Source organism: Bifidobacterium tibiigranuli, from assembly GCF_009371885.1.
GTDB lineage: Bacteria > Actinomycetota > Actinomycetes > Actinomycetales > Bifidobacteriaceae > Bifidobacterium > Bifidobacterium tibiigranuli.
Genome location: NZ_QLZA01000003.1, coordinates 19,375 through 42,984 on the forward strand (window position 1 = coordinate 19,375; position 23,610 = coordinate 42,984).

General features: G+C 62.0%; 30 protein-coding genes. 1 reads left to right on the plus strand and 29 read right to left on the minus strand.

The genetic code is table 11. The features are described from left to right. Positions 1 to 236 precede the first annotated feature (236 nt). From DDF78_RS02900 to DDF78_RS02945, 10 genes are all read right to left on the minus strand, one after another. On the minus strand, positions 237 to 1,595 hold the full coding sequence (locus DDF78_RS02900; protein WP_152580303.1) for an NCS2 family permease: 1,359 nt from the start codon (positions 1,593 to 1,595) through the stop codon (positions 237 to 239). Positions 1,596 to 2,028: 433 nt separating this feature from the next. After that, the gene (gene pstB, locus DDF78_RS02905; protein WP_152580304.1) at positions 2,029 to 2,808 is read right to left on the minus strand and encodes a phosphate ABC transporter ATP-binding protein PstB; all 780 of its coding nucleotides are present in this window, start codon (positions 2,806 to 2,808) and stop codon (positions 2,029 to 2,031) included. Positions 2,809 to 2,917: 109 nt separating this feature from the next. Then, entirely contained in the window at positions 2,918 to 3,925 is a 1,008-nt protein-coding gene (pstA, locus tag DDF78_RS02910) for a phosphate ABC transporter permease PstA (protein ID WP_152580305.1), read from the minus strand. After that, positions 3,926 to 4,879 carry a phosphate ABC transporter permease subunit PstC gene (gene pstC, locus DDF78_RS02915; protein ID WP_152580306.1) on the minus strand — a complete coding sequence of 318 codons (954 nt, stop codon included), beginning with the start codon at positions 4,877 to 4,879 and terminating at the stop codon, positions 3,926 to 3,928. 161 nt (positions 4,880 to 5,040) lie between these two features. After that, on the minus strand, positions 5,041 to 6,168 hold the full coding sequence (gene pstS / locus DDF78_RS02920) for a phosphate ABC transporter substrate-binding protein PstS (RefSeq protein ID WP_152580307.1): 1,128 nt from the start codon (positions 6,166 to 6,168) through the stop codon (positions 5,041 to 5,043). A 236-nt stretch (positions 6,169 to 6,404) separates the two neighbouring features. Further along, positions 6,405 to 7,109, minus strand: a complete 705-nt coding sequence (locus DDF78_RS02925; protein WP_152580308.1) for a response regulator transcription factor — start codon at positions 7,107 to 7,109, stop codon at positions 6,405 to 6,407. A gap of 90 nt (positions 7,110 to 7,199) precedes the next feature. Continuing rightward, entirely contained in the window at positions 7,200 to 8,465 is a 1,266-nt protein-coding gene (locus DDF78_RS02930; protein ID WP_152580309.1) for a sensor histidine kinase, read from the minus strand. Positions 8,466 to 8,473: 8 nt separating this feature from the next. Beyond that, positions 8,474 to 9,253: a 5'-methylthioadenosine/S-adenosylhomocysteine nucleosidase gene (gene mtnN, locus DDF78_RS02935; RefSeq protein ID WP_152580310.1), complete on the minus strand. Its 780-nt coding sequence runs from the start codon at positions 9,251 to 9,253 to the stop codon at positions 8,474 to 8,476. Between the two features lie 119 nt (positions 9,254 to 9,372). Continuing rightward, a complete protein-coding gene (locus DDF78_RS02940; RefSeq protein WP_202613184.1) occupies positions 9,373 to 10,572 on the minus strand; it encodes a 3-deoxy-7-phosphoheptulonate synthase in 1,200 nt (399 codons plus the stop codon). Positions 10,573 to 10,800: 228 nt separating this feature from the next. Beyond that, positions 10,801 to 11,931, minus strand: a complete 1,131-nt coding sequence (locus DDF78_RS02945; RefSeq protein WP_152587862.1) for a 3-deoxy-7-phosphoheptulonate synthase — start codon at positions 11,929 to 11,931, stop codon at positions 10,801 to 10,803. A 171-nt stretch (positions 11,932 to 12,102) separates the two neighbouring features. Here DDF78_RS02945 and trmD point away from each other — a divergent pair, with 171 nt between their 5' ends. Then, the gene (gene trmD / locus DDF78_RS02950) at positions 12,103 to 12,972 is read left to right on the plus strand and encodes a tRNA (guanosine(37)-N1)-methyltransferase TrmD (protein ID WP_152580313.1); all 870 of its coding nucleotides are present in this window, start codon (positions 12,103 to 12,105) and stop codon (positions 12,970 to 12,972) included. A gap of 53 nt (positions 12,973 to 13,025) precedes the next feature. Here trmD and rsmD read toward each other — a convergent pair whose 3' ends face one another. The 19 genes from rsmD to rplN form a co-directional block, all read right to left on the minus strand. Next, the gene (gene rsmD / locus DDF78_RS02955; protein ID WP_152580314.1) at positions 13,026 to 13,601 is read right to left on the minus strand and encodes a 16S rRNA (guanine(966)-N(2))-methyltransferase RsmD; all 576 of its coding nucleotides are present in this window, start codon (positions 13,599 to 13,601) and stop codon (positions 13,026 to 13,028) included. Positions 13,602 to 13,714: 113 nt separating this feature from the next. Then, complete coding sequence (gene rplQ, locus DDF78_RS02960; protein ID WP_152580315.1) at positions 13,715 to 14,359, minus strand: 50S ribosomal protein L17; 645 nt, start codon at positions 14,357 to 14,359, stop codon at positions 13,715 to 13,717. Between the two features lie 83 nt (positions 14,360 to 14,442). Continuing rightward, positions 14,443 to 15,438 (minus strand): DNA-directed RNA polymerase subunit alpha, encoded by a 996-nt coding sequence (locus tag DDF78_RS02965; RefSeq protein ID WP_152580316.1) that lies wholly within the window; start codon positions 15,436 to 15,438, stop codon positions 14,443 to 14,445. Between the two features lie 78 nt (positions 15,439 to 15,516). Continuing rightward, positions 15,517 to 15,915, minus strand: a complete 399-nt coding sequence (gene rpsK / locus DDF78_RS02970) for a 30S ribosomal protein S11 (RefSeq protein ID WP_024464353.1) — start codon at positions 15,913 to 15,915, stop codon at positions 15,517 to 15,519. An 87-nt stretch (positions 15,916 to 16,002) separates the two neighbouring features. After that, on the minus strand, positions 16,003 to 16,380 hold the full coding sequence (rpsM, locus tag DDF78_RS02975) for a 30S ribosomal protein S13 (protein ID WP_152580317.1): 378 nt from the start codon (positions 16,378 to 16,380) through the stop codon (positions 16,003 to 16,005). 132 nt (positions 16,381 to 16,512) lie between these two features. After that, the gene (gene rpmJ / locus DDF78_RS02980; protein WP_024464351.1) at positions 16,513 to 16,626 is read right to left on the minus strand and encodes a 50S ribosomal protein L36; all 114 of its coding nucleotides are present in this window, start codon (positions 16,624 to 16,626) and stop codon (positions 16,513 to 16,515) included. Positions 16,627 to 16,662: 36 nt separating this feature from the next. Further along, complete coding sequence (infA, locus tag DDF78_RS02985; RefSeq protein WP_003808114.1) at positions 16,663 to 16,881, minus strand: translation initiation factor IF-1; 219 nt, start codon at positions 16,879 to 16,881, stop codon at positions 16,663 to 16,665. 148 nt (positions 16,882 to 17,029) lie between these two features. Continuing rightward, complete coding sequence (locus DDF78_RS02990; RefSeq protein ID WP_152580488.1) at positions 17,030 to 17,590, minus strand: adenylate kinase; 561 nt, start codon at positions 17,588 to 17,590, stop codon at positions 17,030 to 17,032. Between the two features lie 140 nt (positions 17,591 to 17,730). Further along, positions 17,731 to 19,062, minus strand: coding sequence for a preprotein translocase subunit SecY (gene secY, locus DDF78_RS02995; RefSeq protein WP_152580318.1), 1,332 nt, complete (start codon positions 19,060 to 19,062; stop codon positions 17,731 to 17,733). A 194-nt stretch (positions 19,063 to 19,256) separates the two neighbouring features. After that, the gene (gene rplO, locus DDF78_RS03000; RefSeq protein ID WP_152580319.1) at positions 19,257 to 19,715 is read right to left on the minus strand and encodes a 50S ribosomal protein L15; all 459 of its coding nucleotides are present in this window, start codon (positions 19,713 to 19,715) and stop codon (positions 19,257 to 19,259) included. Between the two features lie 2 nt (positions 19,716 to 19,717). Beyond that, entirely contained in the window at positions 19,718 to 19,900 is a 183-nt protein-coding gene (gene rpmD, locus DDF78_RS03005) for a 50S ribosomal protein L30 (RefSeq protein WP_152580320.1), read from the minus strand. Continuing rightward, positions 19,900 to 20,703 (minus strand): 30S ribosomal protein S5, encoded by an 804-nt coding sequence (gene rpsE / locus DDF78_RS03010; RefSeq protein WP_152580321.1) that lies wholly within the window; start codon positions 20,701 to 20,703, stop codon positions 19,900 to 19,902. The genes rpmD and rpsE overlap by 1 nt, the downstream gene beginning before the upstream one ends. Further along, positions 20,700 to 21,071: a 50S ribosomal protein L18 gene (rplR, locus tag DDF78_RS03015; RefSeq protein ID WP_152580322.1), complete on the minus strand. Its 372-nt coding sequence runs from the start codon at positions 21,069 to 21,071 to the stop codon at positions 20,700 to 20,702. Before rplR ends, rpsE begins: the two co-directional genes overlap by 4 nt. A 1-nt stretch (position 21,072) precedes the next feature. After that, positions 21,073 to 21,612 (minus strand): 50S ribosomal protein L6, encoded by a 540-nt coding sequence (rplF, locus tag DDF78_RS03020; protein ID WP_152580323.1) that lies wholly within the window; start codon positions 21,610 to 21,612, stop codon positions 21,073 to 21,075. A 16-nt stretch (positions 21,613 to 21,628) separates the two neighbouring features. Beyond that, entirely contained in the window at positions 21,629 to 22,027 is a 399-nt protein-coding gene (rpsH, locus tag DDF78_RS03025; protein ID WP_152580324.1) for a 30S ribosomal protein S8, read from the minus strand. A 94-nt stretch (positions 22,028 to 22,121) separates the two neighbouring features. Further along, positions 22,122 to 22,307, minus strand: a complete 186-nt coding sequence (locus DDF78_RS03030) for a type Z 30S ribosomal protein S14 (RefSeq protein ID WP_024464342.1) — start codon at positions 22,305 to 22,307, stop codon at positions 22,122 to 22,124. A 1-nt stretch (position 22,308) separates the two neighbouring features. Further along, positions 22,309 to 22,881 carry a 50S ribosomal protein L5 gene (gene rplE, locus DDF78_RS03035; protein WP_152580325.1) on the minus strand — a complete coding sequence of 191 codons (573 nt, stop codon included), beginning with the start codon at positions 22,879 to 22,881 and terminating at the stop codon, positions 22,309 to 22,311. After that, positions 22,878 to 23,213, minus strand: coding sequence for a 50S ribosomal protein L24 (gene rplX, locus DDF78_RS03040; RefSeq protein WP_152580326.1), 336 nt, complete (start codon positions 23,211 to 23,213; stop codon positions 22,878 to 22,880). The genes rplE and rplX overlap by 4 nt, the downstream gene beginning before the upstream one ends. 1 nt (position 23,214) lies before the next feature. Next, the gene (gene rplN, locus DDF78_RS03045) at positions 23,215 to 23,583 is read right to left on the minus strand and encodes a 50S ribosomal protein L14 (RefSeq protein WP_152580327.1); all 369 of its coding nucleotides are present in this window, start codon (positions 23,581 to 23,583) and stop codon (positions 23,215 to 23,217) included. Positions 23,584 to 23,610: the final 27 nt, after the last annotated feature.

Consider the following 23,610-nt stretch of genomic DNA (forward strand, 5'->3'; position numbering starts at 1 on the left):
TATATATTGCGTATATTGCGGTTGCGTGGCTTCACAGCCTGTCTTCACGGCCGAGTCACCAGCTTAATTGCGCGCAGTGACCGAATGCAAGCAGCGCCTATTCCCACACCTGTGCCTATGAGCTATGCCTATGAAATACGTATGCGTATGCCCGCGGAACGGAAATGCCTATAGCAATGCGTATCGGGCCTCCCCGAACACGTCGAAGAGGCCCGATACGCATAGCATGCAGGCGATCAGGCCAGAATGGCCATGGTCACGAAGTCGAGGATGAACAGGGCCGAGACGATCCAGATGATCGGGTGGACCTCCTTGGCCTTCTTCTTGCAGGTCATCACGAGGCAGTACATGATGAAACCGCCGGCGATGCCGTAGGAGATGGAATAGGAGTACGCCATGAACACGGCCGCGAAGAAGGCGGGAACCGCTTCGGAGAGCTCGTCCCACTTGACGTCCTTGAGGCTGGCCGCCATCATGCAGCCGACCACGACGAGCACGCCTGCGGTGGCCGCCGCAGGAATCGCGGAGACGACCGGAGCGAGGAAGATGGAGAGCACGAAGCAGGCAGCGACCACCACGGAGGTCAGGCCGGTGCGACCGCCAGCGCCGATGCCCGCAGCGGACTCGACGTAGGTCGTGGTGTTCGAAGTGCCGAAGATCGCGCCGATCGAAGTGGCGATGGAGTCGGAGAAGAGCGCCTTGTCCATCTTGGAACTGAAGCCGGAGCCGTTCTCCAGGGCCTTCTCGTCTTCCTCGGAGAAGATGCCGGTGCGACGGCCGGTGCCAATGAAGGTGCCGATGGTGTCGAAGGTATCGGACATCGAGAACGCGAAGATGGTCACGATGACGAGCGGCAGCCTGGCCGGGTTGGAGAACAGCGCGGGGAAGCCCTGCTCGGTGAAGATCGCGCCGAGGGTCGTCGGCAGCTCGGAGAAGGTCTGGCCCAGGGAATGGGAGGCACCGAAGTTGGTCACGCCGAGCGGAATGCCGATGATGGCCGTCACCGCGATGGTGATGAGCATCGCGCCCTTGACGTTGAGCACATTGAGCACGATGGCGAGAATCAGGCCGATGAGGAACACCCACAGCACGGGCTGGTTGAGCGTGGAAAGCGCGGGGACGCCGGCCTTGAAGTTGAGGAAGCCGACATTGAGCATGCCGACGTAGGCGATGAACAGGCCGATGCCGCCGCCGATCGCCTGCTGCAGCGATTCGGGGATGGCCTCGATGACCATCTTTCGGATTTTGGTGACGGTGATGATGATGTTGATGATGCCGCACAGGAACACCATGCACATGGTCTCCTGCCAGGTGAACTTCAGGCCGAGGCAGACCGTGTAGGTGAAGAAGGCGTTGAGGCCCATGCCTGCGGCCTGGGCGTAAGGCACATTGGCGAACAGGCCCATGACGAGCGTGCCGATGACCGCAGCGATGATGGTCGCCAGGAACACGCCGCCCCACGGCATGCCCGTTTTGCTCAGGATCTGCGGGTTGACGATGATGATGTAGGACATCGCGAAGAACGTGGTCAGGCCGGCCATGATCTCAGTGGAGACCGTGGTGCCGTTCTCCTTCAGATGGAAGAAATGTTCCATTACTGCTTTCTGCTCCTTGGTTTGCGCACGGGCTGAACCGTGCCGAGGTTACTGCGACTCGTCCGCCGGATGCGGACAGAGAGACCATACCACCCACAGCAGTCAGGCATATTACATGCGGATTCCAGAGTTCTTTCATAGAGTGCGTGTATGCAGCTTACGCAGGCAGTTGCAGACAACGCAAAGGGCGGGACGAACGGATGCTGCAATAGCATCGTTCGCCCCGCCCTTCGCGTTGCCTAGCAGGCTTGCTCGATCAGCGGACGCCGCTTACGCGGCGACAGACAGAACACAGCGACGCGCGCTCGTACATCGCGCCCGGCTACGAGCAGTCTGCAAGACATAGATACGGACGCCACCTGCGGCGGCGACTGTACCCTGCGCGGGCGCTCGTACATCGCGCCCGGCTACGAATAGCCCACAGGGCTATTCGTCACCCAAATCGTCCGGAGATGTAGCGCTCGGCCTCTTCGTTCTGCGGGTTGTTGAACATCGTGTTCGTATCCGAGAAGTAGGTCAGGTGCCCGGGCTCACCTACGGCCTTGAGGTTGAAGAAAGCCGTGTAGTCCGCGATGCGGGCGGCCTGCTGCATGTTGTGGGTCACGATCACGATCGTGTAGTCGTTCTTGAGCTCGTTGATCAAGTCCTCCACGGCCAGCGTCGAAATCGGGTCGAGCGCCGAGCAGGGTTCGTCCATGAGCAGCACCTGCGGGTGGACGGCCACGGCGCGTGCGATGCACAGACGCTGCTGCTGGCCACCGGAAAGGCCGATGCCGGGATTGTCGAGGCGATCCTTGACCTCGTTCCACAGGTTCGCGCCGCGCAGCGCCCACTCGACCAGCTCGTCAGCGTCCGACTTGTTGATCTTGCGGTTGTTGAGCCTGACCCCAGCCAGCACATTCTCGCGAATGGACATGGTCGGGAAGGGGTTCGCGCGCTGGAAGACCATGCCGACGTCGCGGCGAACCTCGACCGGATCGATGTCCTTGGCGTACAGATTGCGGCCTTCGAGCTTCACTTCGCCCTTGACATGCGCGCCCGGGATGATCTCGTGCATGCGGTCGAGCGTGCGCAGCACCGTCGACTTGCCGCAGCCGGAGGGTCCGATGAACGCGGTGACCTTGTTGGGCTGGATCGCGATATTGACATCTTCGACGGCCAGGAAGTCGCCGTAGTAGATGTTGAGATGATTGACATCAATGCGTTGTCCCATAATATTCCTTTTCGTATTTATCGCAGTCGACTCGCCGCTGCGGCATCTGGATGAACCGTGCGCGGCGCGAAGCCGACGCCTGCTGCGCCTTGTTCTCGCAGCATGGGCATCACCGTTCGGTCTTCACGGCGAAGACCTTGGCGACCAGGCGGCCCAGCAGGTTCAGCAGCAGCACGATGACGATCAGCGTCAGCGCACCGGCCCATGCACGTTCCATGGGGATGGTGGTGACGCAGTTCGCGTTAGCAGATGCCGGGCAGGTGACCGTAAGCTTGCTGTATTCCTGATAGACGTACACCGGAAGCGTCGTCATCTGGCCGGAGAAGAGGTTGAGGTTCGTCGACGAGATGTAGCCGGCGGTCATCAGCAGCGGCGCGGTCTCGCCAATCACGCGGGCGATGGCCAGAATCACGCCGGACACGATGCCCGGAAGCGCGGTGCGCAGCACGATCTTGGTTATCGTGCGCTGCTTGGTGACGCCAAGCGCATACGCCGCCTCGCGCAAATCAGCAGGAACGACCTTGAGCATCTCCTCGCTCGATTTGACGACGGTCGGGATCATGAGCAGCGACAAGGCCACCGAACCCTGGAAGCCGCTGAGCGAGCCGGGGCCGAACACGATGGTGAACATCGAGAAGGCGAACAGGCCGGCCACGATGGACGGGATGCCGCTCATGACGTCCACCAGCAGCGCGATGGATTTCGCGAGCTTGCCGTTGTGCGCGTACTCGACCAGATAGACCGCGCACAGCAGGCCGATCGGAATCGAAATCAGCATGGCACCGAAGGTGACCAGCAGCGTGCCGATGATGGCGTGCAGGATGCCGCCGTAGCCGCCCGAAGAAGTCGGGTTGCCGCCGATCACGCCTTCCATGTTGTACGTCAGGAAGTTGATGTTGAGCCGCTTGACGCCCTTGGATATGGCGGTCCACAGCACCGATACCAGCGGCACGAGCGCGACGACGAACGCCGCGGCGATCAGCACGCGCATGAAGAGATCCTTGCGCTTGCGTGCGGCCGTGTAGGATCGCGAGGGCTTGAACTTATCGAAGTCGATGACCGGGGCGTCGCCCTGGGGCGCGGAATCGCCCACCGGTTGCGAAGTTTGCTGTGACATTTATGCAACTGCCTTTCGCGTGACGGCCCGCGCAAGCGCATTGACGGCGAAGGTGATCACGAACAGCACCAGACCGGTGCCGATCAGCGTGGAAACGCCAAGGGCGTTCGCCTCGGGGTATTGCGCGGCGATATTGGCCGCAATGGTTTGGTTCTGCGAAGCCTGGAGAATCTTGACCGAGTACTTGAGCCCCGGGGAGAGGATCATGAGCACGGCCATCGTCTCGCCAAGCGCGCGGCCCAAGCCCAGCATCGAAGCGGAGACGATGCCCGAGCGGCCGAACGGCAGCACGGCGAGCTTGATCATCTCCCACTTCGTGGCGCCCAGAGCCAACGCGGCTTCCTGCTGCAGACGCGGGGTCTGCACGAAGATGTCGCGCGACATCGAGGTGATGATCGGCAGGATCATCACTGCAAGCACCACGGCGACCGAAGCCACGGTACGCGAAGGGTTGGCGGCAGGACCGGCGAAAATCGGAATCCAACCCAGATAGGTGGCGACCCAGTCCCAGAAGGGATGAATCGCCGGCACCAGCACCAGGCCGCCCCACAGGCCGTAGATGACCGAGGGAATCGCGGCGAGCAGGTCCACGACGTAGTTGAGCGCCGTGGCCACGCGCTTGGGCGCGTAATGCGAGATGAACAGAGCGATGCCGACAGCGATGAAGAAGGCAATCACCAGAGCCAGCGCGGCCACGAGCACCGTGCCGAAGACCAACGGACCGACGTACTGCCAGAAGTTGTGGGCGCCGCCGCCGGTGAAGGACTCTATGGTCGCCTTGTTCGCTCCCTGATCCCCTCCGATCAGTGGCCAGGCGCGGAAGAGCAGGAACAGCGTCACGGCGGCAAGCGCGACGAGTATCAGAATGCCACAGGCGTAGACGACGGCCTTGAAGACATTGTCGGCGATTTTTCCGTCGCCGTGCGGTTTGGCACCGCTAGTTTGCGAACTCACCAGTTCTCCTCATTTCTCGCATCGCCATGCGCACCCGCCGAAGGTGCAGCAGCGAAGTGCTGCACCCGGCACGGTTCACGTCTCGCTGTTGCGAATCAGACGTGTCGCGTGCCATCGACGAATGCGCGGTGATGACGATCATCGGGACTTAAAGCCCGTGCTTACTTGGTGGCGATGGCGTCGATGGAGGTGGTGACCTTCTGACGCAGGGAGTCGCTCATCGGGGCCGAGCCGGCGTTGTCAGCGGCGACCTTCTGGCCTTCCGCGCTCACGATGTAGGAGAACCAGGACTTGACGAACTTGGCCGTGTTGGCGTCCTTGTAAGCCGGGCAGGCGATGCCGTAGGAGACCAGGACGACCGGGTAGGCGCCGGCTGCGGTGGTGGCGTGATCCACTGCGACGACCACGCGGTTCTTCTCCGTGGCGGTCTTGTCGAGCGGCGAGGCGTCGACGACCTTCGCTGCGGCCTCGGCCGAGTACGGCACATAGGCGTCGCCGACCTTGACGGCTGCCGTGCCCAGATCGCCAGCCTTGGAGGCATCGGCGTATCCGATGGTGCCGTCAGCCTGCGAAACGGTGTTGACCACGCCATCGGTGCCCTTGGCGCCCTGGCCGACTTGGTTCGGCCAGTTCTCGCCGACCTCGTAGCTCCAGTCGCTGCCAGCAACGTCCTTGACGTAGCTCAGGAAGTTCTTGGTGGTGCCGGACTTGTCGGAGCGGTGCACGACCGTGATCGGCGTGCTGGGCAGTTCCACCTTCGGGTTGCTGCTCTTGATGGCCGGGTCGTTCCAGGTGGTAATCTTGCCGTCGAAGATCTTCGCGATCGTCGGGCCGTCAAGATTCAGGTGCTTGCCCTTGCCGGAGATGCTCTTGAGGTTGAACACGATGGCGATCGGGGAGATGTAGACCGGGATGTCGAAGGCGGTGCCCGAGGCGCATACGCTCGAGGACTGCTTGACTTCGTCCGCGCTCAACGCGGCATCCGAGCCGGCCCAAGCCGTGGCACCGGTCAGGAAGGTGGTGACGCCTGCACCGGAACCGGTGGGGTTGTAGGAGATCTTGGCGTCAGGGTTCTTCCCCTGATAGCTGGCGATCCACGCCTCGACGGCAGCCTGCTGCGCGGAGGAGCCCGCGCCCGAGAACTGCCCGGAGATCTTGGCTGTGGATTCGCTGGACGCGCTTCCGGAGTCGCTGGTGGTGGCGGTGTTGTTGCCACAGGCCGCGAGCGCGGCCATCATAGTCAGGCCGCATCCTACGGCGAGGACACGAGTCAGTGCATTCTTGCGCATTTCTTTTCCCTCATCAACCGGCGGCATATGCCGCCAACGTGTGCGAATCGCCTTCGTGTTGCCACGTCGTCATCCGACTCACACGGTGTTTTCATGACATATCTAGCGTAAAACGCTTCATGCGGGGCCGTGGCCGAACTAGGTGAACGGGAGATGAACATTTGGGAATTGAGTGCAGGGGCTGGGTGTGAGAGGGCGCGGAGGGATGGGATCAGAGGGATGGATGGTTCAGCGTTTTAGCGCTCTTCATCTGACAGCTTATACCCCAAGCCTCGCACCGTGATCAGGTAGTGCGGATGCGCGGAATCCTCCTCGATCTTGCTGCGGATGCGCTTGACATGCACATCGAGCGTCTTCGTGTCGCCGACATAATCCGAGCCCCACACGCGGTCGATGAGCTGGTGGCGCGTCATAACCCGGCCCTTGTTCTGCAGCAGGTACTGCAGCAGCTCGAATTCCTTGAGCGGGAAGAAGGTCGGCTCCCCGTGCACGGTGACCTCGTGCCTGCCGACATGCATCGCGATATCGCCACAGCGCAGCGTCACGCCGTCGTCATGCGCCTGTGCATCCTCCTCATCGACCTGATTGCGACGCAGCACCGCGTGGATGCGCGCCAGCAGCTCCCGGAAGGAGTACGGCTTGGTCACATAGTCGTCGGCGCCGATTTCCAGCCCGACCACGGTGTCGATCTCCGCGCTTTTAGCGGTGACCATGATAATCGGCACCCGACTCTGCTCGCGGATGCGCCGGCACAGCTCGACCCCGTCGATGCCGGGCAGCATAAGGTCGAGCAGTACCAGATCGACGCCGCCGCGCGTGAACAGCGACAGCCCTTCCTCGCCGGTCGCCGCAGCGCTCACCGCATAGCCTTCCCGGGTGAGCTGATAAATCAGCGGTTCCCGATAGGATTCCTCGTCCTCGACGATAAGAATTCTCGTCATGCCTAATGCCTTCCATGAGTGGCGAACCATTCCAAACCGTTCCACAAGCAGTTATACAGGTACGGTGGACGATTGCGCTAATCGTGCTCGTTACGCTTCAGTGTTTTCGGGAGCCGCCGGAAGCTCGATGGTGAAGGTCGAGCCGAATCCTTCGTGGGACCACATGCTTAAGCTGCCGCCATGCTCCTCGATGCCGTGCTTGGCAATCGAAAGACCCAGACCTGAGCCGCCTGTCGCACGAGAACGGGCGGCGTCGACGCGGTAGAAACGCTCGAAAACGCGCGCCTGCGCATCCTTGGGAATGCCGATGCCCTGATCAACGACACGAATGCGCACTGCGTGAGTAGGCACTGCGTGAGTAGACGCAGCGTCAATAGGCGCAGTGTCCCCAGCCCGTTCAAGCACCACGACGACCGAACCATGCTGCGGCGAATAGCGAATCGCGTTCTCGACAAGATTCCTGACCGCCGTCGTCAGCGATTCGCGGTCGGCAAGCACTTCGAAACGGCTGTCTGATGACGCCGAGGGATGCATCTGAGGCATCTGATGCATCTGCCCATCGACCGTAAGCCGCACATCGATCTGCCTCTCCTGCGCCGACGTGGCGTTCAGCTCGATGGCCTCACGCACTGCGGCAAGCGCGTCGACCCGCTGCGTGGCCTGCATGGCACTCATATCCTGCACGCGCTGCAAATCGATGAGATGGCGCACCAACTGATTGAGCCGCTCCGATTCCTTCGTGATGCGTCCGGCGAAATACCGCACCGCATCCGGGTCATCGACTGCGTCGCTGATGGTCTCCGCGAGCAGGGCGATGGCCCCGGACGGCGTTTTGAGCTCGTGCGAGACATTCGTGACGAAATCGCGACGCACCTCCTCGAAACGCCTCTGCTCGCTGACATCGTCAAGAAACACCGCATACGCATCGTCATCGATGGCTCCGATACGCACGCGCGTATGCGTGGCCTGCTCGCCGGCACCCGTCGTGAGCTCTCGCTCGCGCAGCACGCCATCCGAATCCACCTGAGCGAGCAGATCCATGAGCTCAGGCGCAGCCAGCCGGTCACGATCGACCAGCCCCAGCTGCGCCGCACCGGGACTCAAGTAGCTGACCAGTCCCTGGGAGCTGCAGACGATCAGCGCGTTGGGCATCGCCTCAATCATCCGATGCACGACATGCGGCGACAGCGATTCGTCGTCGAACAGCCGTTGCCCTGGGCTCCACGGCGCATCATCGGCGCGCTCGCTGTTGCGATCCCGCACGGAGACGACAAGCCAGGTGAGCGCAATCGTCGCCACGACGACGATCAGCGCGGCAAGGACGAGGAACTGCGCCACAGTGATACCGGCCAACATGCGCAGCCTTACAATCGCTTGACGATGGCAATGGCGAGGCGGGCGGCGGTGTCGGCGTATTCGCTGATGTCGAAGTCCTTGAACACCTCGTAATCCGTGTCGGCATTGTCGCTCAGCGCCCGGATGACCAGCGCCGGCACGTCGTTGCGCGCCGCGACATGCGCCACGGCCGCACCCTCCATCTCGACGGCGTCGGCACCGGTCTGCGTGATGACCTGCGTGATTTTCTCCGGCGTGTCGACAAAGTAGTTGCCCGAGGCGATGATGCCCGTGATATGCGTGATGCCCATCGCGTCCAGCGCATGTTCGGCCACGCCAAGTAGCTTCGGGTCGCTGTGGAACTCCTCGGTCTGCGGCTTCCACTGGGCGATCAGGCGCATGTCGCTGTCCAGATAGCGCAAGGTGCCGCCGAGTACGACATCGTTGATATGCAGGCTTTTGTTCAGGCTGCCGGCGATGCCCGAGAAGATGATCGCATCGGGGCGGTAGGCGTCGATCAGGCGCTGCGCGGTCGCGGCCGCGTTCACCAGCCCCATGCCGCCGACGGTTGCGGCAACGGCGATCTGCTCGCTGGATGCTGCCGCTGCTGCCGCCGGCCCAGACAATGCCGCTGGGTCCGCCGATGACGCCGAGCTAGCCGACTCAGACTGCTTAGCCGGCCCGGCCGATTCAAGCGTGCCGTAGGCGACGTCCAGACTTGCGCCGTGGTCGTGGCGCACGTTGCTGAGCGAGGCCGCGATATGCGCGACCTCCTCCTCGAGGGCTCCGATGATGGCTATCGTTTTCATAGGCTTGCTTCCTTCTGCTCATGCAAGGTTTCACAGCATTTCGTAGCATTCCATGGCTGACAGCACGGCTGACGTCTTGGCAAATGGCAGCTCACGGTCGCGGCGCATGAGTGCATGATCTAGCGCCAGCGCCGTGCGCCGACCGCGCGGGCGAGCTCGTGCAGCAGGTCGCGCGTGTCGGGCCACGCGATGCAGCTATCGGTTATCGACTTGCCATATATCAGCTCGCTCAACGGAGCCGCGCTCTGGTGGCCGCCTTCGATGAAGCTTTCCATCATCACGCCGACGATGCCGCGCTCCCCCGCTGCCAGGCGCTCGGCGATCTCACGCACCACCTGCGCCTCGCGCTTCTCGTCCTTGCCGCAGTTGCCGTGGGCCGCGTCAATGATCAGCCCTTGCGCGGCTGCGCTGTCGGCGGGCATCGTCTTGCGCACGTCGCGCATGGCCTGTGCCACCGAGTCGGCGTCGTAGTTCGGGCCGTGGCTCGAGCCGCGCAGCACCACATGGCAGTCCGGATTGCCCAGCGTCTCGACGGCGCAGGCGCGACCCATATGGTCCACGCCGAAGAAGGTATGGCATTGCGCCGCCGCGAAGCAGCCATTGACCGCCGCGCTCACCGAGCCATCGGTGGCGTTCTTGAAGCCGACCGGCATCGACAGCCCGCTCGCCAACTGGCGGTGAATCTGCGATTCGGTGTTGCGCGCCCCGATGGCGCTCCAACTCACCGCGTCCGCGAGGTATTGCGGCGAAGTGGGTTCCAGGAACTCCGTGGCGGCGGGCAGCCCCTCGTCCAGCACGCCGAGCAGGGTTTTGCGCGCCAGCAGCAGCCCTTTGCGAATCTGATTGGTGCCGTCGATGTCGGGGTCGTTGATAAGCCCTTTCCATCCCACGGTGGTGCGCGGCTTTTCGAAGTAGACCCGCATGACGATAAGCAGCTCGTCAGATACTTCGCGGGACAGCGCCGCCAACCGATGCGCGTAATCGAGCGCCGCAGACGGGTCATGCACCGAGCATGGCCCGACAATCACCAGCAGCCGGTCGTCCTGGCCGTACAGGCAGGCGCGAATCTCGTCGCGCGATGTCGCCACCAGATCCTGCGACTGCTGCGACATCGAGAGTTCGCCGAGCACCTGCGCCGGCATCGGCAGCGGCTCGAGTTCGAGCACGCGGCGATTGATGATTCGACTGACGCCGACCTCATCCTCCCATCGAGGCACATCGGTGGCGATCAGCGGATTCTTGCCCTCGCGCACGGCAGCGCGGATGGCATGCAGCTCCTCGGGGGTGTTCAACGGCCGGGGCGTTGGGACAGACGACATCGCATTCTCCTTGACATTCATACTGCTGCCAAGGATAAGGCCATGTATGAACGAGAAGCGGCTCGCACTACTCGCGAGTCGCTACGCGTAGTGCGAGCGAAACGAACAGGCACCGTGGTAGATTCCTATCGCATAATGACGCAACCTCAACGAATACCGCCATAACGAAGTGAACATGGAGTGTTCGTTTGATGCGCACTATTCCCGGGCCACTCCGCGTAGTGCGAATCAGGCCGCCCTGCGCGAGGCCACCGCAGCGGCCAAGGTGTGCAGCAGCTCCTCGGTCCGGTCCCAGGGCACGCAGGCGTCGGTCACGGATTGCCCGTAGACCAATTGGCTCAGCGGGGCCGGCTTCTGATGCCCGCCTTCGAGGAAGCTCTCCATCATGATGCCCGATATGCCCGGCTCGCCAGTGGCGACGCGCGCCGCAATCTCCTCCACGACCTGCGCCTCGCGCGTTTCATCCTTGCCGCAGTTGCCGTGCGCGGCGTCGATAACAAGCCCGTGCTCGCTCGGCCCCCCGGCCTTCGAAGCCTTGAGCGCGGCCATGGCATCGGCCACGGATTGCCGGTCATAATTCGGCCCCTGGCTTGAGCCGCGCAGCACCAGATGACAGTCGGGGTTGCCCTTGGTCTCCGCCGCGATCACGCGCCCGTCCAGATTGATGGAGAGGAAATGATGCTCGCAGGACGCGGCGTAGCAGGAATCAGCCGCCGCTTTGATCGAGCCGTCGGTGGAGTTCTTGAAGCCGACCGGCATCGATAGGCCGCTCGCCAGCTCGCGATGGACCTGGCTTTCCGTATTACGCGCGCCGATGGCACCCCAGCTGATCAGATCGCACAGGTACTGCGGCGTGATCGGGTCCAGCCACTCGGTCGCCGTAGGAAGTCCGAGAGCCAGCACGTCGGTGAGCACCTTGCGCGCCAGCCACATGCCCTTGCGGATGTTGAACTGCCCGTCAAGATCCGGATCGTTGATCAGGCCCTTCCAGCCGATGGTCGTGCGCGGCTTCTCGAAATAGACCCGCATCACGATAAGCAGCCGGTCATCCAGCTCCTTGTTCACTGCCGCAAGACGCGCGGCATACTCATGCGCCGCCTTGGGATCGTGAATAGAGCACGGCCCAACGATCACCAGCAGCCGGTCATCGCGCCCATCCAGCACATCGCGAATCGCCTGACGCGAGGAGAGCACCAGATCCCTCATCTCGTCGCGCAGCGGCAGCTCCTTCAGGAACGCACGCGGCGCGGGAATCGGGTCAAGCTGCCGGATATTCACATCCACGGTCTCCGGAAGCACCGCGCGATCGTCAAACCGCCGCTTATCCTCGGAACTGTCCGGACCACGAAGACCTGCCATTGTCTTTCTCTCCTTGTCGCCATATGCGTAACGAACCTTCACAGTATATGGGAATGGCCATATATGCACAACGAGTGATTGCATGGTGGAATTGTGGGCGGCGCGCCCAACTGCTCACTCATGGCACGAATCGGCCGCTGACTATTCGGGCTGCCGGTACTGTTGTACTTTATGGATATTGATATCGTCAGCGTGTTCCCCGAATATTTCGACGTGCTGCAGCTCTCCCTGCTCGGCAAGGCCCAGGACAATGGCCTGGTGCATGTGGCTGCGCATAATCTGCGCGACTGGACCCATGACGTGCATCATTCGGTGGACGATACGCCGGTCGGCGGCGGAGCTGGCATGGTGATGAAGCCCGAGGTGTGGGGAGAATGCCTCGATGGGCTGCTGGGGCTGCGTGGCGACGACAGCGACGACAATCAGAATAGTGAGGCAGGCGACGCGATCGAATCAGCCGACACTGTCGAATCAGCCGCCAAGCATGACGGCACTGTGCTTATCTTCCCCAACCCTTCGGCACCGCTGTTCACCCAGCGTGATGCCACCGAGCTTTCGCACGCCGATCGGCTGATTTTCGGATGCGGCCGCTACGAGGGCTACGATGCCCGCATCCCCGAGCATTACCGCGCGCAGGGCGTCAACGTGCGCGAATACTCGATTGGCGACTACGTGCTCAATGGCGGCGAGGTGGCCGTATCGGTGATGCTTGAGGCAATTACGCGGCTGCTGCCGGGCTTCATGGGCAATCCCGAGTCCATCGTGGAGGAGTCCTACACCGGCGGCAACGCCTTGCTCGAACATCGCCAGTACACCAAACCTGCTCTCTGGCGTTCCTTGGAAGTGCCAGACATCCTGCTCAGCGGCGACCACGGCAAGGTCAATCGCTTCCGCCGCGACGAAGCACTGCAACGCACCAACGCGATCCGACCGGATCTCATCGAGGCGCTTGACTGCAAGCAGCTCGACAAGCCCGACCGCAAAACCCTGATGGCACTCGGCTGGGAAGTATCCGGCGCACATCCACGGCGGATTGATTAGCAGAACGCATTGCCCAGACGCGCTGCTTACCGCATCTGTATATCACTGACGGCTCAATGAAGAGCCTCGATGACGAACACCGCGGTTTCGCCGTAATGGCGCTGATCAGTGATGGCCCAGCCCTCTGGCGGCTTGGGGTCCTGCGAGCGTGTGGAACGTTCCAGAATAATGGTGCTGCGAGCATCGGTCGCCTCGCCTAAGGCCAGCGCTGCAAGCAACTCCTCGCATTCGGCGGTTGCGAAGGCATATGGCGGGTCGATGAGAATCAATGCAAACGGCGCTCCGGCATAGTCCGCCACGAACCGCTCAGCGCGACGACGCACTGCCCGGGCCGACATATCCGGCTGCCATCCGCGCTGATGGCGCAGAGTGCCTAGGGTTGTTGTGAGCAAAGCCGCTGCAGGGCCTGCGGATTCCACGGCCACCAGCTCCTGCGCGCCGCGAGACAAAGCCTCGATGCCGAGCGCCCCGGTGCCGGCGAACAGGTCAAGGACCCGCGCATCCTCAATCAGGCCAAGCGCATCCAGCCGGGAAAACAGCGCCTCCTTCGTCCGGTCGGTCGTCGGCCGTGTCCCGGTTTTGGCGGCAGGCAGGGTCACGCCCTTGAATCGTCCAGCAATAACACGCATGCTTCGTACTCTACCGTTTCATAAAGGAAACCGGTTGCCAGAGTCATAAATAACTCCGGCAACCGGTTTTGGTTGTGCAAGTATGTCAGCAACGGACCGTCAGGCCCTTATGCTCACTTCTCAGCAGCAGCGGCCTCGTCGGCCACATCCGCGGATTCCTCGGCAGCCTGCTCAGCAGCGTCCGCCTCTTCGGCGACCTTGTTGAGCTCAACGGCGGCCTCGTCGGCAGCGGTGGTGTCCGTGCCAGCCTCATTGGCTTCGACAGCCTGCTCGGTGGCATCGGCCGCAGCACCCTCGGCGCGAGCGGCATCAGCAGCAGCGTCAACGACCTGGGCATCGGCGTCGGCAGCGGTCTTGGCCGCAGCTTCAGCTTCCTTCACGATGGCCTGCTTGGGGCTCACCGGCTCGGTGACGAGCTCGATGATGGCCTGCGGCGCGGCATCGCCCTTGCGCGGGGCAATGCGGATGATGCGGGTGTAGCCGCCCTCACGCTGCTCCATCTCTTCGGCGATCTCGGTGAAAAGCTTGTGGACGATGGACTTGTTGCGAATCACGCGCATCACGCGACGACGCGAGTGCAAGTCACCGCGCTTGGCGAAGGTGATCAGACGCTCGACCAGCGGGCGAAGACGCTTGGCCTTGGGCAGCGTGGTCTTGATGTGGCTGTTGGTGAACAGGCTGGTCGCCATGTTCGCGAGCATCAAGCGCTCGTGCGCCGGGCTCGAAGCCAGACGCGGGCCCTTCTTGGGTGTAGGCATTATTACTCCTTATTGCCATGGGATCCAGGTGGGCAGCTGCCCGAGCGTCCGGATCCGACGGCGGTTTGATGAATGGCTGCGCGTCACTCGTCTTCCGGCGAGAAGAACGTGCCCCCTTCAAGGTTGTTGGTATCGAAACCAAGCGGCGAGGCCTTGAGCGACAGACCGAGCGTCTGCAGCTTCTCCTTGACCTCATCAATCGACTTCATACCGAAATTGCGGATGTCCAGCAGATCCTGCTCCGTGTGGGCGACCAGCTCGCCGATGGTGTGGATCCCCTCGCGCTTGAGGCAGTTGTAGCTGCGCTGCGTAAGGTTGAGATCCTCGATCGGCACGGCCATCTCCGGATTCGTCTCCTCGGCGACCGGCGCGGGGCCGATTTCGACGCCCTCCGCCTGCGTGTTGAGCTCGCGGCACAGGCCGAAGAGCTCCACCAGGGTGGATCCTGCAGAGGCGACCGCATCGCGCGGCGAAATCGCCGGCTTGGTCTCCACGTCAATGATGAGCTTGTCGAAGTCCGTGCGTTGTTCCACGCGCGTCGCCTCGACCTTGTAGCTCACCTTGAGCACCGGGGAGTAGATGGAATCAACCGGAATACGGCCGATTTCGTCGCCATCCGACTTGTTCATCTGGGACTGCACATAGCCGCGGCCACGCTCGACGGTGAACTCGATCTCGAGCTCCCCATCGTCCGCGAGCGACGCGATATGCATATCAGGGTTGGCGATGGTGACGCCGGCCGGAGGGGTGATGTCCCCTGCGAGCGCTTCGCCCTTGCCGCTCTTGCGCAGATACATGACAACCGGCTCGTCGTATTCGCTCGTGAGCACGATGCCCTTGATATTCAGCAGGATCTCGGTCACATCCTCCTCGACGCCGGGCAGAGTGGTGAACTCATGCAGGGCACCAGAGATGCGCACCGAAGTCACAGCGGCTCCGGGGATGGAGCTCAGGAGCGTGCGACGCAGCGAATTGCCGAGCGTATAACCGAAGCCAGGCTCAAGCGGCTCGATGACAAAGCGGGAACGCTGCGGATTGAGTGATTCCTCAGTTAATGTCGGACGCTGTGCGATAAGCACTATGGTTATCCTTTCAGCTTCTGATCGGTGGTGCACTCACCGGCCATAGGCGGGTTGGATGGATGGATTCTTGAGTGCTCAGACGCGACGGCGCTTGGGGGGGCGGACACCGTTATGTGCCTGCGGGGTGACGTCGGTGATCGAACCGACTTCAAGACCTGCGGACTGCAGGGAGCGAATCGCGGTCTCGCGGCCGGAGCCGGGACCCTTGACGAAGACGTCGACCTTCTTGACGCCGTGCTCCATCGCCTTGCGGGCTGCGGATTCCGCGGCCATGCCTGCGGCGTACGGCGTGGACTTACGCGAGCCCTTGAAGCCGACATCGCCACCGGACGCCCAGGACACGACGGCCCCGGACGGATCGGTGATCGAGATGATGGTGTTGTTGAATGTGGACTTGATATGCGCCTGCCCGACCGGCACCGACTTGCGATCCCGGCGACGCGGCTTGCGCGTGGCTTGCTTTTGAGCTGCCAACTGACCCTCGTTTCCTTGTAACGAACTATTTGGTTGTCCGGACGATGAGATGCATGAAGCCTCTCGTGGCCCAGATCATGCCACCGACTACTTGGTGGCCTTCTTCTTCCCTGCAACCGTGCGCTTCGGGCCCTTGCGGGTACGGGCGTTGGTCTTGGTGCGCTGACCGCGCACAGGGAGTCCCCTACGATGACGCTGGCCTTGGTAGCAATTGATTTGAATCTTGCGACGGATATCCGCATCGACCTCGCGACGCAGATCACCTTCGATCTTGTAGTTGGACTCAAGATAGTCGCGCAGCGTAATCAGCTGCTCATCCGTCAAATCCTTCACGCGCGTATCGGGACTGATCTCCGTCGCGGCGAGGGTTTCCTTCGCACGAGTGCGGCCTACACCAAAGATATAGGTGAGGGCGATCTCGATGCGCTTCTCATTGGGGATGTCGACTCCGGCAAGACGTGCCATTGCGATTCCTTCTGTTTTCCGCAGGTCTTGCACCAAGTCATCCGGATATCCGGCCCGAGCCTGCGAGCTCGGGGTTCAGCACTTCGAGAGTGCTGCGACTTAGCGTATTATTTTAGTTGTCGCTGGGATTGCTCAGCCTTGACGCTGCTTATGGCGCGGGTTGGAGCAGATCACCATGACGCGACCGTGACGACGGATCACGCGGCAATTCTCGCAGATCTTCTTCACGCTAGGGCTGACCTTCATGGTTTTCCTTTTGCTGTGTACAGTTACTGTGTACAGTTACTTGTAACGGTACGTAATACGACCGCGGTTGAGATCATACGGGCTCATTTCCAAAACCACACGATCCTGCGGCAGAATGCGAATGTAGTTCTTCCGCATCTTGCCTGAGATGGTGGCGAGCACGATATGCTTGTTCTCGAGTTCGACGCGAAACATCGCGTTCGGCAGTGCCTCCACTACCTGTCCTTCGACTTCAATCACACCGTCTTTTGCCATGAGCCTCAATCCGTTCCTTGGCCTGCTTACTTATGGGTGTTGCGAAAACACACCAAGCTCAAAGCATACAGCAAAACGGGAGACATGGCACGCCGGGCGTGTCGTGTCTCCCGTTTTGTGGTTTGCTATGCTATAAAGCCGCTGTCAATCAGCCAAGCAGCTCAACGATCTTGGCGTTGATTTCCTTGATGTCGCCGACGCCGTTGACCGTGACCAGCTGCTTGCGGCTCCTGTAGATATCGATCAGCGGCGCGGTTTCGCGCTCGTAGATCGCCAGTCGCTCCGCGATCGCCTCGGGGGTGTCGTCGGCGCGGCCCTCCTGCTCGGCGCGCTTGCTCATGCGCTCCATAAGCACATCGTGGTCGGCTTCGAGCGCGACCGCATAGTCGAGCGGAGTGCCGAGCGCTTCCAGCATCTCGTCAAGCGCCTGCACCTGGGCGGCGTTGCGCGGGTAGCCGTCGAGGATCCAGCCGTTCTTGACGTCATCCTGCGCCAGGCGGTCCTTGACGATGCGGTTGGTCACCTCGTCGGGCACCAGCTCGCCCTTGTCCGTGTAGGACTGGGCTTCCTTGCCGAGCGCGGTCTGGTTCTTGATGTTGTAGCGGAAGATATCGCCGGTGGAGATCGCCGGGATGCCGTAATGCTCGCTCAGCAGCGCGGCCTGAGTGCCTTTGCCCACGCCTTGCGGGCCCATGATCAGCAGTCGCATATCATATCCTTTGCTTGATGTGGTTCTTGTCATGCTTGTAATGCTTGTAACGCTTGTAATGTCTGTCGTTACGGACGGGGGCCGTTACGAACGCCGGTTCGCCACAGCCAAAGCCGCAGCGAACCGGCGCATCGTGCAGGTCAGCCCTCTTTGTGGTCGGTGCCTTCGAAGAGGAATCCGGTGTATTGGAACTGCTCGGTCTGCGCCTTCGCCTGGCGCAGCGTATCGAGGCCCACGCCGGCGATAATCAGAATCGTCGTGCCGCCGAAGGGCAGCTTGGCATTAAGCTTAAGCGCCATGATCAGCACCGTCGGAATCAGCGCCACGAAGAGCAGGTAGACGGCGCCGACCGTATTGAGCCGGTTCATCACGTAGCTCAGGTAGCGGCTGGTCGCGCTGCCGGCGCGGATGCCGGGGATGAATCCGCCGTACTGCTTCATATTGTCGGCGGTCTCGTCCGGGTTGAAGGTGATCGCGGTGTAGAAGAAGCAGAAGAAGACGATCATAAGCGAGTACAGGCCGATGTACCACACGGAAGTGGTGTTGGCCAGATTGGCATTGATCCACTTGACCCAGGACTGGTCCTTGCCGAACTGCGCGATCAGCGTCGGGATGGCGAGAATCGAGGAGGCAAAGATCGGCGGGATGACGCCGCTCATGTTGATCTTCAGCGGCAGGTAGGTCGAGGAGCCGCCGTACATCTTGCGCCCGATCATGCGCCGGGTGTACTGCACCGGGATGCGGCGCTGGCACAGCTCCACGAAGTCCACGAAGATGAGGATGACCAGCAGCACTGCGGTGACGATGCCGAACTTGGCCCAGTCGCCGTTCTTGCCGTTGGTGCCCCAGCCGATCTCCCACAGCTGCGGCAGGAAGCCGGAGCAGATGGACATGAAGATAAGCACGGACATGCCCTGCCCGATGCCCTTCTCCGTGATGAGCTCGGCCATCCACATGATCAGGCCGGTGCCGCCGGTCATGACCAGCACCATGACGGTCAGGTTCCACACCGAGCCGTCGGGGATGACCTGCGAGCACTGGTAGTTGAACAGCGCGCCGGAGCGTGCGGTGACCAGAATCGTGGTGGACTGCAGGATGGCAAGGCCGATGGTCAAGTAACGCGTGTACTGGGTGAGCTTCGCCTCGCCGGACTGGCCTTCCTTGTGCAGCGCCTCGAAGCGCGGGATGACGACGCGCAGCAGCTGAATCACGATAGATGCAGTGATGTAGGGCATCACGCCAAGGGCGAAGATCGACAGCTGCAGCATCGCGCCGCCGGAGAACAGATTCACCAGGCCGATGAAGTTCTCCTGGTTCGAGGACAGCGTGGAGACGCACTGGCGCACCACTTTGTAATCCACTCCCGGCGTGGGGATGAACGAACCGATGCGGTAGATGATGATCATGCCAAAGACGAACAGGATCTTGTTCCTGAGCTCCTTGGTTTTGAAGGCCTGGATTAACGTCCTCACCTGGGGTTTCCTTCCCTGTATCGTGCGCAGCTTACGCACCCATGCAAACAGACTCTAATCGGCGAGTCTAGCGTAGAGCATCTACGAAAGACGCATGCCTAGCCAAGGCGTGGCAAAAACGGATATGGCCCTCCCCGCGCAATGCGGGGAGGGCCATATCCTTTGCTTCATATCAAGCATATCCCCAGAGGCACTCAGTCCTCGGAGATGGAACCGCCTGCGGCTTCGATCTTGGCTTTGGCCGAGGCCGATGCCTTGACGCCCTTGAGCGTGAAGGAGGCTTCGGTCTCACCGTCGCCGAGCACCTTGACCGGGTAGCCGGAGCGCACAGCGCCCTTGGCGATCAGGTCTTCGACGCTCACTTCGCCGCCCTTGGGGAAGAGCTCGGCAAGCGTCGCGATGTTGACGACCTGGAACTCCTTCTTGAAGGGGCTCTTAAAGCCACGCAGCTTCGGCAGGCGCATGTACAGCGGCAACTGGCCGCCTTCAAAGCCCATCCGAACCTGATAGCGCTTCTTCGTGCCCTTGTCTCCACGGCCCGAGGTCTTGCCCTTGGAGCCTTCGCCTCGGCCCACACGAATGCGGTCCTTCTTGGCGCCGGGAGCAGGGTGCAGATCATGCATCTGCAGGATGCCATTTTCTTCGTTTGCCATAATCAGTCGACCTCCTCGACGGTGACCAGGTGACGCACGGCGTGCACCAGACCACGATTGGCGGGCGAATCCTCACGGACGACGCTCTGGCCGATCTTGTGAAGACCGAGGGTCCTGACCGTCTCGCGCTGTGCGGGCTTCCTGTTAACCAGGCCGTGCACGAGAGTGATCTTAAGCTGAGCCATCACTCACCATCCTTTGCTTCGGAGGCGGCCTTCTTGGCCTGAGCCTCTTCACGGGCCTTGCGAGCCTCGGCGATGCCGGCCGCACGAGCGCGCAGCATGGCATCGGGAGCCACTTCCTCGAGGGCGACGCCACGACGTGCGGCGATCTCCTCGGGCTCCTCAAGGTTCTTCAAGGCGTCCACGGTGGCACGCACGACGTTCACCGCCGTGGTGGAACCCATCGACTTGGTGAGGATGTCGGAGATGCCAGCGCACTCCATGACGGCGCGCACCGGGCCGCCGGCGATAACGCCGGTGCCGGGGGCCGCAGGACGCAGCAGGACCGTGCCCGCAGCGTCATGGCCGATCACCGGATGGGTGACCGTGCCGCGAACGCGCGGAACGTTGAACATATGCTTCTTGGCGTCAAGCTGGCCCTTGGCGATGGCCGCAGGGACCTCGCGGGACTTGCCGTAGCCAACGCCGACCGTGCCGTTGCCGTCGCCTACCACCACGAGGGCGGCGAAGCTGAAGGTACGTCCACCCTTATGGGTTTTGGACACACGGTTGATGGTCACCACGCGGTCGAGCAGCTCGTCGCCGCGATTCTCCTCGCGACGGCCGCCACGGCCTCCACGACGACCATCCCCGCGGCCTTCGCCACGGCGACCGTCACCGCGCTGGCCTTCGCCGCGCTGGCCACGACGGCCGTCACGGGAATCCCCGTGCTGGTCGCTGCTGCCTTGGGCGGAGCCTTGGGTGTTCTGCGTATCTTGCGCCACTTGAGTTTCCTTATCGTTGACGCGTACAGTGTTGTCACTCACAGTGCCAGACCTCCCTCGCGGGCGCCGTCTGCAACGGCTGCGACGCGACCATGGTACTTGTTGCCGCCGCGGTCGAAGACGACCTCGGTGATGCCAGCGGCCTTCGCCTTCGCGGCGATCAGCTCGCCGACCTTCTTGGCGGCTTCGGACTTGGTGCCCTCGAAATCGCTGAAGTCAGACTGCAGCGTGGAGACGCTCGCCAGGGTCATGCCCTTGGTGTCGTCCACGATCTGAGCGACCATGTGGCGGTTCGAACGGGTGACCACGAGACGCGGACGCTCGGCGGTGCCGGAGATGTGCTTACGCAGGCGGGCGTGGCGACGAAGTCGTGCGACGTACTTGCCCTTGCCGTAAATCTTCACGCTCATATCACTTACCAGCCTTTCCAGCCTTGCGAAGGATGTGCTCGTCGCTGTACTTGATGCCCTTGCCCTTGTAGGGTTCCGGCGCGCGCAGCTTGCGGATGTTCGCCGCAGCCTGGCCGACGACCTGCTTGTCGGTGCCCTTCACGATGACCTGGTTGGCGTTCGGCAGTTCGAATTCGATGCCTTCCGGCGGCTGCACGGTAATGGTGTGCGAGTAGCCGAGCGAGAACTCGATGCCCTTGCCCTTCATCTGCGCGCGGTAGCCCGTGCCGATGATGTCAAGCGTCTTGGTGTACCCGTCGTGCACGCCCTTGACCATCGAAGCGATGATCGAACGGCTCAGACCGTGGTATGCACGGGTCTGGCGCTCGTCGTCGGCCGCAGTCAGGATGACTTCGGAGCCTTCGAGAGCAGCGGTGATGCCTTCGGGAATCGTGTAGGAGTCAGAGCCCTTGGAGCCCTTGACGGAGAAGTTCTGTCCCTCGATGGAGACCTCCACGCCTGCCGGGATGGCGACGGGGAGCTTGCCAATATGCGATGCCATGTTCAGCTCTCCTTTCTCACCACACGTAGGCGACGATTTCGCCGCCGATGCCCCGGTCGAGGCATTCCTTCTGAGTCAGCAATCCCGAGCTGGTCGAGATGATGGCGATGCCGAGTCCGCCCAAAGGCATGGGCAGGGAGTCCGACTTCGCGTAACGGCGCAGTCCCGGCTTCGAGATGCGCTTGATGCCTTGCAGGGAGCGCTCCCCGGTCGGGCCGTACTTAAGGGCGATCTCCAAGGTCTGGCCGACCTTGGCTTCCTTCGCCGAGAAATCCTTGATGTAGCCTTCGCGCCTGAGGATTTCGGCGATATTCGCCTTGAACTTGGAGTACGGCATGTCCACGGTTTCGTGTTTTGCCGCACTCGCATTACGCAGACGCGTAAGCATGTCTGCGATGGGATCTGTCATTGTCATTGTGGGCGTACGCCCTTTCTCGCCGTGGTTTCCGCCGGTTCTCCGCTGCGCATAAAGCGCAGCGTCGCTCCGGACGGACCTTCAGCGTCGATGTTTACCAACTGGACTTCGTAACTCCGGGCAGCTCGCCACGGTGTGCCTTCTCGCGAAGGCAGATGCGGCACAGGCCGAATTTGCGGTACACGGAATGGGGACGCCCGCAAACCTGGCAGCGGGTGTAGCCGCGCACCTTGAACTTGGGGCTCGCGGCCGCCTTGTTCTTAAGAGCGGTTTTTGCCATATCAGTTCTCCTTGAAGGGGAAGCCCAGGTGCTTCAGCAGCGCGCTTGCTTCCTTGTCGTCCTTGGTGCTGGTCACCACGGTGATGTCCATGCCACGCTGGTGGTCGATGGAATCGGGATCGATCTCATGGAACATGGACTGCTCGGTGAGGCCGAAGTTGTAGTTTCCCTGGCCATCGAACTGCTTGCCGTTGATGCCGCGGAAATCGCGGATGCGGGGCAGGGCGAGGGTCAGCAGACGATCGAGGAACTCCCACATGCGGTCGCCGCGAAGCGTCACATAGGCGCCGATGGCCTGGCCCTCACGCAGATGGAACTGCGCGACGGACTTCTTGGCCTTGGTGACCTTGGGCTTCTGGCCGGTGATCAGCGTGAGATCCTTGACGGCGCCTTCGATGAGCTTGGAGTCGCGAGCCGCGGCGCCGACGCCCATGGAGACGACGATCTTCTTCAGACGAGCGATCTGCATGGGGTTGGAGTGGTTGAACTCCTTCTCCATCTCGGCGATGATCTCGTCGTTGTACTTCTGCTTCAGACGCGGAGTCGCTGAGGCTTCAACTGCTGTGGCGCTCATGCCAGCTCCTTTCCAGACTTCTTGGCGACGCGGGTGCGCACGACCTTGACCTTGCCTTCACGCGCCTCTTCATTGACCGCGACGCCCACGCGAGTGGGCTCCTTGGTCTCGGGGTCGATCAGCATCACATTGGAGCGATGGATCGGTGCCTCGACGGAGACGATGCCGGCCTGCTGGCCCTGCTGCGTGGCGCGCACGTGCTTCTTGACGATTTGCACGCCTTCGACGATCAGACGGTCGTTGGACAGCACGCTGGTGACGGTGCCTTCCTTGCCGCGGTCCTTGCCGCGGATGACCTTGACCTGATCGCCGGACTTGATCTTGGCTACCATCTCAGATCACCTCCGGGGCGAGGGACACGATCCTCATGAAGCGCTTGTCGCGCAGTTCACGACCGACCGGTCCGAAGATACGAGTGCCCTTGGGTTCACGGCCAGAGCCGAGAATGACGGCGGCGTTCTCGTCGAACTTGATGTAGGAGCCGTCGGTGCGACGGTGCTCCTTGACAGTGCGGACGACGACGGCCTTGACCACGTCGCCCTTCTTGACCGACCCGCCAGGGATCGCATCCTTGACGGAGGCGACGATCACGTCGCCAATGCCGGCATAGCGTCGCTTCGACCCGCCGAGCACGCGGATGGCCAAGATCTCCTTGGCACCCGTGTTGTCGGCGACATGAAGCCGCGTTTCCTGCTGAATCATTGATTCTCCTTAGCCGAGCTGGTTCTC